The 15,845-nt window shown below is 41.6% G+C and carries 3 protein-coding genes; all 3 read left to right on the forward strand.

The features are described from left to right. Window positions 1-45: 45 nt before the first annotated feature. The 3 genes from HOO91_06400 to HOO91_06410 are packed head-to-tail and all read left to right on the forward strand — an operon-like array spanning window position 46 to window position 15,682. Complete coding sequence (locus HOO91_06400) at window positions 46-7,728, forward strand: amino acid adenylation domain-containing protein (protein NOU17173.1); 7,683 nt, start codon at window positions 46-48, stop codon at window positions 7,726-7,728. Next, window positions 7,725-11,045, forward strand: a complete 3,321-nt coding sequence (locus HOO91_06405; protein ID NOU17174.1) for an amino acid adenylation domain-containing protein — start codon at window positions 7,725-7,727, stop codon at window positions 11,043-11,045. The genes HOO91_06400 and HOO91_06405 overlap by 4 nt, the downstream gene beginning before the upstream one ends. Beyond that, entirely contained in the window at window positions 11,042-15,682 is a 4,641-nt protein-coding gene (locus tag HOO91_06410; GenBank protein NOU17175.1) for an amino acid adenylation domain-containing protein, read from the forward strand. Before HOO91_06405 ends, HOO91_06410 begins: the two co-directional genes overlap by 4 nt. The last annotated feature ends 163 nt before the right edge of the window (window positions 15,683-15,845 follow it).

Raw genomic sequence — 15,845 nt, forward strand, 5'->3', positions numbered from 1 at the left:
AGCGATTTTTTTGTTGGATTACCTTTTTAGAAAGTTCAAATAAATATGAGTAAAAAACTTACTGGCCTTGAAATAGCGGTCATTGGAATGTCTGGTAGATTCCCTGATGCTGACGATGTAAATACGTTTTGGGAGAATTTGAGGGATGGGCGTGAATCAATTTCTTTTTTAACTAAAGAGGAGTTGGAGAGTATTGATAAAGATATTGTTAATAACCCTGCATTTGTTCCATCAAAGGGAGGAATGCTTAAAGATATAGATAAATTCGACGCAAATTTCTTTGGTTATAACTCAAGAGAGGCAACCATAATGGATCCTCAAATGAGAATATTCCATGAGTGTGTTTATAACGCATTGGAGGATGCTGGATGTGATCCATTTAGATATTCAGATATGATAGGTTTATATGCTGGATCAGAGATGAATATTGACTGGATAATGAAACTAGCAAATTCAAGTATTATAAGGGAGTATGGAGTTTTTGAATCTTTCCTTTTAGCGAATAATGAATTTTTATGTACTAACATATCATATAAACTAAATTTAAAAGGGCCTGCTATTGTTGTTCAATCTGCTTGCTCAACTTCTTTGGTAGCAACTCATCTTGCTTGTAGAGCACTACTTATGGGGGAATGTAGAATAGCTGTGGCGGGTGGAATTGGAATTAATACCGGAAGCAGCGATGGATATCTCTATCAGGAGGGTATGATTTACTCACCCGATGGTCATTGTAGAGCATTTGACAAAGAGGCAAAGGGAATGGTTAATGGTAGAGGTGCTGGAGCCGTTGTGTTAAAGCGATTAAAACATGCTATTGAAGATAATGACAATATTCATGCTGTTATCATTGGTTCAGCATTAAATAATGATGGCAATAGAAAAGTAGGATATACAGCACCGAGTGTTGAAGGCCAAAAGAACTCAATTCAGCTTGCACTAAAAGTTTCACAGGTTGATCCTTCAAGTATTTCATACATAGAGACACATGGTACTGGAACAGTGCTTGGTGACCCTATTGAATTTGAAGCACTAATACAAGCTTATAAAATTAAGGAAAAGGCACGTTGTGCAATTGGATCTGTTAAAGCAAATATCGGCCACCTAGGCGCAGCTGCTGGTATTACTGGTGTAATTAAAACAATACTTGCATTAAAGAATCGGCAGATTCCACCAAGTATTAACTATTCTGAACCAAATCCTAAAATAGATATTGATAATAGTCCCTTTTATGTTAACACAAAAATTAAACCTTGGACCGAAGAAGTTTTGAGGGCTGGAGTGAGCTCTTTTGGAATTGGGGGTACAAATGCGCATCTTATTATTGAAGAAGCTCCAGTAAAAGAAAAAAGTGAAAATAATAATGAATGGAAAATTATTAATATATCAGCAAATTCAGAAAAATCCTATAAAGAGTTATTATCTAAACATGTCAATTTCCTAAAACAGAATAGTGAAATAAATTTATCGGAAGTTTCATATACATTACTTGAAGGAAGGCGAGAGTTGAAGTTTAGGAATTCATTTATTTGTAAAGACATTCAAGAATGTATAGATAATCTCACAAGCGATAAGGCAGAAAAATTTACAATTGTTGAGAAAAATAAAGAAGATATTGTATTTGTTTTTCCAGGTCAGGGATCTCAATATGTTGGGATGGGTCTCGAAATCTATAAAACGAATGAGCGTTTTAGAAATGAACTTGATAGCTGCTTTAAAATTATTAATGAAATATCAGGGATTGATATAAAAGGGATAATATACTCTGAATTTGCTGTAGATAAAACAAAATTAGAAGGGTTAAGTGTTGACAAGCAAATAATATCTCAACCCCTTTTGTTCTCGTTCGAATATGCGCTATCAAAACTTTTAATAGAATTAGTAGGAGCTCCCTATGCGATGATTGGTTACAGCTTAGGGGAATATGTTGCTGCCTGCTTATCTGGCGTATTTTCTTTGAATGATGCTCTTTTATTGGTTGTTAAGCGGGGTGAATTAATGGATAAAATGCCCGGCGGCATTATGCTAAATATTCCATTAACAGAGAAAGAGTTATTACCATTACTTGATAAAAACATATCGCTTGCAGTATCGAATGGAGAATCATGCATTGTTTCAGGTGATGAAAATAGCATTAAAATAATTGAAGAAAAAATGAAAGAAATGCGTGTGCTTTGCATGCGCTTGGGGATATCACATGCAGGCCATTCTTCGATGATGGATCCCATATTACCAGAATTTAGAAAAGAATTATTAAAAATAAAACTGGGGAAGCCAGAAATACCCTATATATCTAGCGTAACAGGAAATTGGATTGACGCAAATGAGGTTGTTAAACCCGATTTTTGGTTACGAAACCTGAGAGATACAGTGAGATTTGCTGATGGAATCCTTAAATTGATTGAAAAGGGTAAGGATTTTATCGAAATTGGTGCTGGTCGAGATTTAAGTGCTTTAGTAAGAAGATTTTCGGAGGGTTCACATTCAGTTAAGGTTTTTAGTACAATAAAACATAAAACAAGTAATGTATCGGATCAGAAATATCTATATAACTCAATTAAACAATTATGGTTAGAAGGATACAAAATTAATTGGAATGAATTATTTATTAATAAAAATATTAAAAAGATATCCTTACCCAGCTATGTATTTGAAAAAGAAAGTTATTGGATTGATGCTTCACCCCGACGTGCTAATAGTTATCAATCTAGCCCCAAACAAATAGCAAAAAACAATAACATTAGAGATTGGTTTTATATACCAACATGGAAAAAAAACCAGGTTAATAATGATTTGTATAGTTCTGATTTTGATAATTCATCGCTTACCATTTTTCTAGGAAAAGACGAAGATTTATTTACATCAAATCTATTGAAAATCATTAATGAGAAATGTAAAAATATTAATCTAATATACATTGGTGATTCATTTAAGGTTATAAATTCAAATATTTTTGAAATTGACCCTTCCAACCCAGATGACTATAAAAAATTGTTCTCATACTTTATTGAAAACAAAATTGATTTCAAAAGAATTTTTCATTTATGGAATAAAACCAATTCAGAGAATAGTAATTCCAAGAATATTCAGAACATTAACGCATTAGGTTTTTATAGTATACTTAATATTGCTAAAGCAACTGGAGATCTTGGTTGGGTGAATGAATTATTTATTAGCGTTATTACAAATAATGTATTTGATGTATTTGACGATGACCTTATTGTACCTGAAAAATCTTTAATTATTGGTGCACTTAAAGTAATTCCTCAGGAGCAACCTAATATAAGTTGTAAATGCTTGGATATAGATAATAGTTTTGATACGCTAATAAATAATCACTTTAATACTCTTATTAACGATTTAATATCTTTTATTGATAATGAGAAAATAATAGCCTACAGAAATAAAACACGATGGGTGCAAATTTTTGATAAACTATTAATTGAAAATAACTTTATCCTAAAGACCAGATTAAAAGAAAATGGTGTTTATTTTATTACCGGAGGTTTAGGTAGAATAGGTTTTACACTGGCAGATTTTTTAATTGAAAAGTATTCTGCAAAAATAGCCCTCCTTTCCCGACAGGTAATCCCATCCAGCGATAATTGGGAGAAATTGTTAAGTGATGCCTCAGCTGATATTGCTCTGAAGAGAAGAATTAAAAAGATTCAGCACTTACAGAAAAAAGGTCAGGTTTTAGTTGTTAATGCAGATATAAATAATTCTGATGAACTTCGAAACGCCTTCCTAAAGGTCGAAAATGCGTTTGGAGATATTAGCGGGGTAATTCATTCTGCTGTAAATCTCAGTGACAATAGCTTTGCGTTAGCTCAGGAATATTCTAAGGAAATATGTGAAAGTCATTTTAAAACTAAAGTTCACGGTTTAATAGCTTTAGAAGAAATTTTAGCAGAAAGGGAAATTAACTTTTGCCTCCTAATGTCGTCAATTGCATCAATATATGGTGGGTTAGGCTATTGTGCTTATAGCGCATCTAATATATTTATGGATGCATTTGCGAAGTCAAGAAATAAATATTCAAAAACCGATTGGATTAGTGTAAACTGGGACGGTTGGACATATAAGGAAAATAGTATCGATCCAATTTTATTTATTGATGATCTAGCAGGCGACGAAATTAAAATGTCACTTGAAGAATCATATCAAGCAATTGAAATTGTATTAAGCAATCATAAAAATGGGCAAATAGTACATACGCTAACAGATATAAACCAGAATATAGATAAGTGGATAAAACTAAAATCAGTTAATAATGATATCACTCAAAAAGATAGGTTGTTAATTGATAGACCAAATCTTGCAAATGATTACATACCACCAACTAATGACTTGGAAATATCATTATGTAAAATATGGCAAAGTGTTTTAGGAATTAATCAAATTGGTATTCAAGATGATTTCTTAGAACTTGGGGGAGATTCCTTAAAAGCAATAAATGTCATCTCCAGAATTCAGAAGCAATTAAATAAAAAATTAAAACTATCAGAGTTCTTCGAGAATCCCATTGTTCAGGAAGTAGCCTATAAAATTAGTAATAGGAGTATTAGTAACGATAAAATTGTAATCCAAAAAGCCGAAAAGAAAGAGTATTATAACCTCTCATCAGCTCAACGTCGACTCTATTTCACTCAGGAATTTGATAAAGAAAGTATAAGTTATAATGAGACTTATGTTTTTAGATTTTATGGTGCTCTCAATAAAGATATACTGAAGACTACATTTCAAACTTTAGTCCAAAGGCATGAGATTTTCAGAACTGCAATTGAAATAATTAACGATATACCTTATCAGGTAATAAAAAATAATGTTGAAATAAAAATTAATTCATATAAATGTCTAATTAGCGAAATTGATGAAATATTAGAAAAAATAGTAATTCCATTTAATTTCAAAAACCCACCCTTTTTTCGAGTCAATTATATTGAACTTGAGAATAACGAGTGCCTTATGGTTGTTGATATGCATCATATCATTACCGATGGTATTTCATTTGAAATATTTTTCAGCGATTTTATAAGTATATACAATGGTAGCACAACTAAAACAAATTATTTACAATATAAAGATTACTCCGAATGGCAATTAACTGATGGATATCTAAAAGGGTTGAAAAATCAAGAAAAATTTTGGATGGAGGAATTAAGCGGAGAATTATCTGTGTTAAATCTCCCATATGATTCTAACCTAAATAATATTGAGAAATTTAACTTTGGAATAGAGAAATTTATTATAGAAAATGAAACTTACACAAAAATTAAGAAATTATTAGTTCGTAAAGGAATTACATTATACATGTTCCTGTTATCAGTTTATGAAATTATATTATCAAAATTATGTAATCAGAAAGAGATAATTATCGGAACACCTGTGGCTGGAAGAGAAACTCCCGAAATTAACAGTATAATCGGCTTTTTTATTAATATGATTTTGATTAAAGATACTGTTAACGAAGAACAATCATACAATACATTTATTGAAGATATTAAGAAAAAAACTATTAAAATCTTTGAAAATCAGTTTTACCCATTCGATGAATTGATTAATAAGGTATCAATTGAAAGAGGTGTGATTAGAAACGATTTTATTAAAACTATATTTATTTTACAAAACGCTAATGGTTTAAATAATAATAATAATAACGAAACAGTTGATGGGCTTAAAATAATCTCATTTGAGAATAAAAATAAGTCATCTAAATTTGATATAGAATTTAATGTTGCAGAAGAAGAAAATAGATTATTACTCTCATTTGATTATAATAATAATCTATTCAAGCAATCAACAATTAAACGATATGTTGAATTCTATTTAAGGATTGTAAATATCATAATTGATGATATTGATATTAAACTTTCCCAAATCGAAATAATTTCAAAAGAGGAGCGTCACCAGCTACTGTACGAATTCAACGATACGAGGTTCAGTTACCCGAAAGGCAAGACGGTTCACCAGCTCTTCGAGGAGCAGGTTGAGAAAACGCCAGATGGGGTATCGGTCATCTACGACGGGAAACCGATGACCTACGCGGAGCTGGATAGCAAAGCAGGCCGGCTAGCCGGTTACCTACTACAGAAAGGGTACGGGGGTAAGCAGCTGGTCGGCATCATGGCCGACCGCTCCGCCGATATGGTCGTGGGCATCCTGGGGGTGCTGAAATCGGGGAGCGCGTACCTCCCCCTCGATGCCGATCACCCCAGGGAGCGGAACGAAAGGATAGTCCGCAGCAGCGGTATAAAGGTGCTGCTGACAAATATTCTTGGGCTACAGCAGGGGGGCGTAGAGATTCTAGCCCTCGCCGATGGGATCGCTGAGGGTCAGATCGATGCGGATCGGCGGGGCAGCGGGGATGACCTGGCCTACGTCATCTACACCTCCGGCTCCACCGGGGAGCCCAAGGGGGTAATGGTGGAGCACCAAAACGTGGTAAACTTCGTATTCGGGATGCGGAAGGTCTTCCGCATGCCGGAGGGCTCGGCGCTGCTCTCGCTGACCACGATCTCGTTCGACATCTTCGGGCTGGAGGTCTACGTCCCGCTGCTCGGCGGGGCGAGCGTGGTAATCGGCAGCGGGGATGACCAGTTGGATGTGAGCAGGATCTTCCGGTTGCTGGCGGAGCATAAAATAACCGTGCTCCAGCTGACCCCCTCGAGGCTCCGGCAGCTCCTCTCAAGGTTGGGCTCACCGATGCAGCTCAAAGGCGTAGAGACCCTGCTGGTTGGGGGCGAAGAATTCCCTCTCCAGCTCCTGGAGGAGGCACGGCGGGCGTTTACCGGGAGGATCTACAACGTATACGGGCCGACGGAGACCACGATCTGGTCGACGTACAAGGAGGTGACTGAGGGGCCGCTGAGCATCGGGCGACCAATCATCAATACACAGGTAAGGATTTTGGGTGCTGGAAATACCCTTCAACCGATTGGCGTAGCCGGAGAGCTTTGCATTTTAGGCGATGGAGTTGCTCGTGGGTACTATAAGAACCAACGGCTCACCGAGGAGAAGTTCATAGATATTTCGAATGGTGAAGGAGAACTAGCGAGGATTTACCGCACGGGCGATCTGGCCCGCTGGCTACCGGATGGGAACATCGAGTTTCTGGGGCGGATGGACAGCCAGGTGAAGATCCGGGGGTATCGGATCGAGCTCGGAGAGGTGGAGAGCGCAATCCTGAGGTCGGATGCAATCAGGGAATGCGTGGTCATCGCCAGGGAGGACAACGGGGAGAAACACCTGTGCGCGTACGTGGTGTGCAAGGGCGGACTCGACCAGCAGGCCCTGCGAGATCAACTGGGCAGGCTGCTGCCGGACTACATGATCCCGTCCTACTTCGTGACGCTGGATGAACTCCCGCTGACGGCGAACGGGAAGGTGAACCGTAAAGCCCTGCCCGCCCCCGATGCAACGGCAGGGGTTGAATACGCCCCACCATCGAGCGAAACGGAGGTGCGGTTGGTGGAAACCTGGTCGGAAGTGCTGAGTATCCCGCAGGAGGCGATCAGCGTAACGGCCAACTTCTTCAGCATAGGGGGTAACTCCCTGCGGGCCACGGTGCTTATCGGGAGGATGCACCGGGAGTTGGGCGTAGATCTTCCCATGCGGGAGGTGTTCAGGAACCCGACCATCCGTGAGCTCGCATTACTGATGGATATTATCATGAGAGGCAAAAGTGCACAGCCAATAAGTTATGTAAATAAAGAAATAATTGTACTATGATAGCATCCGAACTACTAGTCAAGCTATTCGATCTTGGCGTTGACCTGAATGTTGACGACGATAAGCTTATCATTGCTGCTGGACCAGGCCTTTTGACAGAGGAATTGGTTCTTGAGATCAGGGCTCACAAGGGTGAGATTCTGGATATCCTAAAGTTAAGATCAAAGAATAAAATATTTCATGATATAAACCCCGCTCCGGAGAAACCCTACTACCCATTATCCTCTGCCCAGAGGCGCTTGTACCTACTTCAGCAGTTGGAGTTAGGTTCAACTGCTTACAACATGCCCGGTGTTATACCGTTAGGTTCAGGAATGGACAAAACTAAAATAGAATGGGTTTTCCGGCAGCTAATTGCTCGACACGATAGTCTCCGTACGAGTTTTGAGGTGATCGGGGATGAACCTGTTCAGCGGGTCCATAAGGAGGTGGATTTTAGCATAGATAGTTATACGATTGAAAAATCGGAAGTGCAAGAGAGGAGTGCAAGTTTCATACAAGCCTTCTATTTGTCCAGAGCACCACTTTTACGGGTTGCGGCGTTTGATGTAAAAGGGGAGGAGAGCCTCCTGATGATAGACATGCACCACATCATCGGCGATGGGGTTTCGCAGGGCATACTGGAAGCGGAGTACCAAGCGCTCTGCTCGGGAGAAGTGCTACCCCCGCTGAGGCTTCAGTACAAGGACTACAGCGAGTGGCTGAACAGCGTGGAGCACCAGGAACGGGTTAAGGGGCATGAGGAATACTGGGTGAATAGGTTCGCCGGAGAACTCCCAGTTCTGAGCCTGCCCGTTGACTATCCTCGCCCATCAATACAGAGTTACGATGGAGCAATTGTAGACTTCGTTTTAAGCAAAGAGGAAACTAAAAGAATTAAGTCGGTGGGTGAGCAACATGGACTTACCCTGTACATGAGCCTCCTATCGGCTTACACCATTCTACTATCGAGGCTGAGCGGTCAGGAGGACATCATCGTGGGTACGCCGATAGCGGGACGTAACCATCCCGATCTGGAGGGTATTGTCGGGATGTTCGTGAATACGCTGGTCATCCGGAGCAGTTTAGAAAGCGGCGATACCCTGAAGGGCTTCATGGAAAGGATGAAGCAGTCCTCTCTAGAGGCTTTCGAGCATCAGGACTACCCGTTCGAGGATCTGGTGGAAAAGGTATCGGTGAATAGGGATCTGAGCCGTAATCCGCTTTTCGATGCATTGTTCAGTCTTCAGAATCAGGCGGAGTATACGAGAGATATTTCGATGCTCAGCGAACAGGTCTACATCCATGAACTAGGTGTGTCGAAGTTCGATCTTACACTAACGGTAATTGACGGCGGTGAGCAATTGCTATTGAGTTTCGAATATTGCACAAAACTTTTCAAGCCAGAAACTATAGAACGCTATATTGGTTATTTCAAGCGGATAGTGAATCAAATAGCTACTACTCCGGAGATACAGTTATCAAGGGTAGAGTTGCTGAATGATGAGGAGCGACACCAACTACTGTACGAGTTCAATGATACGCAGTTCAGCTACCCGCGGGGCAAGACGGTTCACCAGCTCTTCGAGGATCAGGTGGAGAAAACGCCGGATAGAGTATCGGTCATCTACGACGGTAAACCGATGACCTACGCGGAGCTGGATGGCAAGGCTGATCGGTTAGCCGGTTACCTTCTACAGAAAGGGTACGGTGGTAAGCAGCTGGTCGGCATCATGGCCGACCGCTCCGCCGAGATGGTCGTCGGCATCCTGGGGGTGCTGAAATCGGGTAGCGCGTACCTCCCCCTCGATGTCGATCACCCCAGGGAGCGGAACGAAAGGATAGTCCTCAGCAGCGGGGTAAAGGTGTTGCTAACCAATATGGCTGGACTTGAGCAGGATGGCGTGGAGGTTCTAGCCCTCGCCGATGGTATTGCTGAGGGTCAGAACGAGGCGGATCGTAGGGGTAGCGGGGATGATCTGGCCTACGTCATCTACACCTCCGGCTCCACCGGGGAGCCCAAGGGGGTAATGGTGGAGCACCAGAACATCGTTAACTTCGTGTTCGGGATGCGGGAGGTCTTCCGCATGCCGGAGGGCTCGGCGTTGCTCTCGCTGACCACGATCTCGTTCGACATTTTCGGGCTTGAGGTCTACGTCCCGCTGCTCGGAGGGGCTAGCGTGGTAATCGGTAGCGGGGAGGATCAGCGGGATGTGAGCCGGATACTGCATTTGGTGGCTGATCATAAAATAGCCGTGCTCCAGCTGACCCCCTCGAGGCTCCGGCAGCTCCTCTCAGGGCTGGGCTCACCGGCGCAGCTCAAAGGCGTAGAGACCCTGCTGGTCGGGGGCGAAGAATTCCCCCTCCAGCTCCTGGAGGAGGCACGGCGGGCGTTTACCGGGAGGATCTACAACGTATACGGACCGACGGAGACCACGATCTGGTCGACGTACAAGGAGGTGACTGAGGGGCCGCTGAGCATCGGGCGACCAATCATCAATACACAGGTAAGGATTTTGGGTGCTGGAAATACCCTTCAACCGATTGGCGTAGCCGGAGAGCTTTGCATTTTAGGCGATGGAGTTGCTCGTGGGTACTATAAGAACCAACGGCTCACCGAGGAGAAGTTCATAGATATTTCGAATGGTGAAGGAGAACTAGCGAGGATTTACCGCACGGGCGATCTGGCCCGCTGGCTACCGGATGGGAACATCGAGTTTCTGGGGCGGATGGACAGCCAGGTGAAGATCCGGGGGTATCGGATCGAGCTCGGAGAGGTGGAGAGCGCAATCCTGAGGTCGGATGCAATCAGGGAATGCGTGGTCATCGCCAGGGAGGACAACGGGGAGAAACACCTGTGCGCGTACGTGGTGTGCAAGGGCGGACTCGACCAGCAGGCCCTGCGAGATCAACTGGGCAGGCTGCTGCCGGACTACATGATCCCGTCCTACTTCGTGACGCTGGATGAACTCCCGCTGACGGCGAACGGAAAGATTAACCGTAAAGCCCTGCCCGCCCCCGATGCAACGGCAGGGGTTGAGTACGCCCCCCCGTCGGGCGAAACGGAGGTGCGACTGGTGGGAACTTGGTCGGAGGTGCTGGGCATCCCGCAGGAGGCGATCAGCGTGACGGCCAACTTCTTCAGCATAGGGGGTAACTCCCTGCGGGCCACGGTGCTGATCGGGAGGATGCACCGGGAGCTGGGCGTAGAGCTGCCCATGCGGGAGGTGTTCAGGAACCCGACCATCCGGGAGCTCGCACTATTGATTGATATTATTATGAGAGACAACAGTACAAAGTTAATAAGTAATGTAGAGAAAGAGAGAATTGTACTATGATAGCATCCGAACTACTAGTCAAGCTATTCGATCTTGGCGTTGATCTTAATATTGAAGGTGATAAACTTATTATTGATGCAGCTCCTGGCCTTTTGACAGAGGAATTGATCCTTGAGATCAGGGCTCACAAGGGCGAGATACTGGATATCCTAAAGCTGAGATCGAAGAATAAAATTTTTCATGATATAAACCCCGCACCTGAGAAACCCTACTACCCCTTATCCTCCGCCCAGAGACGCTTGTACCTGTTGCAGCAAATGGAGATAGAATCTACTGCATACAACATGTTATATACCAGATTTATCAATATAAATTTCGATAAATCAAAATTAGAATGGGTTTTCCGACAGTTGATAGCCCGGCATGAGAGCCTCCGTACGAGTTTTGAGGTAATCGGGGATGAACCCGTTCAGCGGGTTCATAAGGAGGTGGATTTTTGCGTTGAAAGCTATACAATTGAAAAATCGGAGGCGCAAGAGCGCAGTTCAAATTTCATAAAAGCCTTCGATTTGTCACGGGCGCCTCTTTTACGGGTTGCGGTGTTTGAGGTAAAAGGGGAGGGAAGCCTCCTGATGATCGACATGCACCACATCATCGGCGATGGGGTTTCGCAGGGCATACTGGAGGCGGAGTACCAAGCGCTCTACTTCGGAGAGGTGCTACCCCCGCTGAGATTTCAGTATAAGGACTACAGCGAGTGGCTGAACAGCGTGGAGCACCAGGAACGGGTTAAGGGGCATGAGGAATACTGGGTGAATCGGTTCGCTGGGGAGCTTCCAGTGCTGAGCCTGCCAGTTGACTATCCTCGCCCTGTAATTCAGAGCCATGTGGGTGCTAGTGTAAACTTTGCATTAAGTAAAGAAGAAACCAAAAAGATTAAGTCAGCGGGTGAACAGCAAGGGCTTACCTTGTACATGAGCCTCCTGTCTGCCTACACTATCCTGCTTTCGAGGCTGAGCGGTCAGGAGGACATCATCGTGGGTACGCCGATTGCGGGTCGTAACCACCCCGATCTGGAGGGTATTGTCGGGGTGTTCGTGAACACGCTGGTCATCCGGAGCAGCGTAGAAAGTGGCGATACCCTGAAGGGTTTCATGGAAAAGATGAAGCAGTCCTCTCTAGAGGCCTTCGAGCACCAGGATTACCCGTTCGAGGATCTGGTGGAGAAGGTGTCGGTGATCAGGGATTTGAGCCGCAATCCCCTGTTCGATGCTATGTTCAGCCTTCAGAACCAATCGGAGTACATGGGAGACATTTCGATGCTCAATGGTGAGATTTACACCCATGAGTCTGGGATATCGAAGTTAGACTTGACATTGACCGCTGTCGACATTGGTGACCAGTTGCTTCTTTGTTTTGAGTACTGTACGAAACTTTATAAACCGAAAAGTGTAGAGCGTTTTATTGGGTTCTTCAAGCGGATAGTGAATCAAATAGCAACTACTCCTGAGGTACAGCTGTCAAGGGTAGAGGTACTGAGTGATGAGGTACGGCACCAACTGCTATACGAGTTCAACGACACTGGGCTTGATTATCCAAGAGAGAAGACTATCCACCAACTCTTTGAGGAACAGACGGAGAGGACTCCAGACCGAGTTTCGGTTTGCTGCGATGGAAATACAATGACCTATGCTGAGTTGGACATCAAAGCTAATGGTATAGCGCAGAAACTATTGAATGCTGGGTGCCAACCTAGTCAACTGGTGGGAGTAATGGCTGAGCGTTCGGTTGATCTGATTGCTGGTATTCTTGGAGTATTGAAATCGGGTTGCGCATATTTACCTCTTGATTCCCATCACCCTAAAGAACGGAACGATAAGATAATCAACAGCAGTGGTATAAAGGTGTTGCTAACAAATATTTCTAGGTTGCAGCAGAGTGATGTGGAGGTTCTGAGTTTAGTTGATGCTGATACTTCCGAAAAGTGTACAACGAACTTGAAAGGAATAAGGAAAGATAGCACGAATGATTTGGCTTATATTATCTATACTTCTGGCTCAACAGGGGAACCCAAGGGGGTAATGGTGGAACACCGAAATGTCGTTAACTTCGTGTTCGGGATGAAGGAATTATTCGAGATGGAAGAGGGCTCAGTGTTGCTCTCATTAACAACGATCTCGTTTGACATTTTCGGGCTGGAGGTTTACGTTCCGCTGCTCAGCGGGGCGTGTATGGTAATCGGAAACGATGATGACCAGAGGGATGTGAATCGAATTAACCAGTTACTTGAGGAGTATAGGGTATCCGTACTCCAGTTGACGCCGTCAAGGCTACGATTACTTCTTACAGCAGGGGGATCAAAGTTACGATTTCAAAATGTAGAGACTTTATTGTTGGGTGGGGAAGAACTCCCCCTCTTATTGTTAGAAGAGGCTAGGCAGGCTTTTAAAGGGAAAATCTACAACGTTTACGGGCCGACGGAAACCACAATCTGGTCGACATACAAGGACGTAACAGAGGGGATGCTAAGCATAGGGCGACCAATAATCAATACACAGGTAAGGATTTTTGGTGCTGGAAATACCCTTCAACCGATTGGAGTAGCCGGAGAACTTTGCATTTTAGGCGATGGGGTTGCTCGTGGGTACTATAAGAACCAACGACTTACCGAGGAGAAGTTTTTAGATATATCGGATGGTGAGGGAGAGCGATTGAGGATGTACCGCACAGGTGATTTGGCTCGATGGCTTCCAGATGGGAATATAGAGTTTCTGGGTCGAATGGACAATCAGGTAAAGATCCGCGGATACCGGATCGAGCTCGGGGAGATAGAGAACGCAATATTAAAATCAAATAAAATTAAGGAATGCGTGGTGATCGTAAGGGAGGACAACGGGGAGAAATATCTGTGCGCATATGTGGTGTGTAAGGCCGATTTCGACCAGCAGACTTTGCGTGACCACCTGAGTAAACTACTGCCGGATTATATGATCCCATCCTACTTCGTTGTGATGGATGAACTACCGTTAACTGCAAATGGAAAGGTTAATCGTAAAGCCCTGCCCACGCCAGATGTAAAGGCAAGCGTTGAATACACCCCACCATCGAACGAGACTGAGGAGAAGTTGGTAGAGATTTGGTCGGAGGTGCTAAACATCTCGAAGGAGATGATCAGTGTAATAGAAAACTTTTTTGTTTTAGGTGGTAATTCATTAAAAGCAATATTATTGATAAATAGAATTAGAAAAGTATTTGAGGTAGAAGTTTCTCTGTCCTCGTTTATGCTTAATTCAACTATACAATATTTAGCTTTATTAATAAATGGGTTGAGTAAAAAAGAATATGTTTCAATTAAGTTAGTTGAAAAAAAAGAGTACTATCCTATATCATCTGTTCAAAAGCGTTTTTATATTATTCAGGTCATGAACCCTGAGAGTGTCACATTTAATTCGGATTGGTTAATTACAATTCCAAAAACCTTTTCATATGAAAAGGCTTCGGATATATTTAATATTGTTGTCGAAAGGCACGATGCTTTTAGAACATTTTTTATAAATCATAATAATACAATTATTCAAAGAGTTGTAGATAAGGTTAATGTTAAAATTGAGACATACAATATTAAAAAGAATGAAATTGATCAATTTATTGTTGATTTTAGAAAACCTTTTGATTTAAGTAAAGTTCCAATTTTAAAAATTGGCTATATTGTTGTTGAAGATGGCGATAATAACTTCATTTTGTATAATACACACCATATTTTTACAGATAGGAGAACATCATTGATATTAGAGGATGAATTTTCGAAAATTGTAAATAATGAGAAGTTAAAACCTCTTAAACTCCAGTATAAAGATTATGCAGAATGGCAAAATTCAAAAGTGCAACAAGATGAAATTAAAAAACAGGAAAAATATTGGCTTGAAGTTTTTAAGAGTGGTATTCCACAGATAAATTTACCCACTGATTTGGCCCGTCCGGAAATAATTAATTGGGATGATTGTTATAGCATAGGTGTGGTATATGATAATAATTATGCTAATAAAATTAGAAAGGCTGCTGAAAACGAAGGCGTTTCATTATTTGCATTCTTTTTATCTGTAACCAATTTATTATTAAATAAAATATCCGGAAATAACGATATCGTGGTTGGAACTTTTGCTTTAGGGCGGAATATGGTTGATTTGGAAAATATTGTAGGAGCTTTTATAAATACTATAGCTATTAGGAATACTTTTAGAACAGATACTTCATGCAAAGATTTCCTTAAAAACACTGCAAATAATATAATTCAAGCAACAGAAAATCAGGATTACCAGTTTGATGAATTAGTTGATTTGCTTAAAGTAAAACGAAAACCAAATCGAGAACCAATTTTTGATATAGTACTTACATTAACAGAAACTGATCAGGAGTTATCGTTGGAGAAGGAGGAAGGTTTGAAACATCATATTAAAACAGCAGGAAGAGGAGATTTGGTCTTTGAGATTATTACCTATCAGGAAAAGATTGTTTTGAGTATAATATATTGCGATAAATTATTTTTACCACAAACTATTGATAGATTTATTCGCTATCTAAATATAATAATTGATACTTTTTTAAATGATGTAAATATTAATATGTCTGAAATTAAACTCATTGAAATTGAAGAAATTACAAAACAAGAAAGAGAAGAAGTTGAGTTTGATATTTAATAGTTATACAGAGAAATAATCTTTATTTAATCTATTTAACTCAAGTTGCTAGATGCTAGTTGCTGATATTATGATTAGTAGAATTTTTCGTGGTTGTAGTTTATAATTGCGTTGTAATTTGCAATATTGATTTTTTGTGGCTTTGAGGCATTCTTTTATTTAG

The sequence above is a fragment of the Bacteroidales bacterium genome (assembly GCA_013141385.1).
Classification (GTDB): Bacteria; Bacteroidota; Bacteroidia; order Bacteroidales; family Tenuifilaceae; genus UBA8529.

Excerpts from the sequence above, each read along its gene's own strand:
- HOO91_06400 (NOU17173.1), top strand. The coding sequence starts at position 46 with ATGAGTAAAAAACTTACTGGCCTTGAAATAGCGGTCATTGGAATGTCT.
- HOO91_06405 (NOU17174.1), top strand. The coding sequence starts at position 7,725 with ATGATAGCATCCGAACTACTAGTCAAGCTATTCGATCTTGGCGTTGAC.
- HOO91_06410 (NOU17175.1), top strand. The coding sequence starts at position 11,042 with ATGATAGCATCCGAACTACTAGTCAAGCTATTCGATCTTGGCGTTGAT.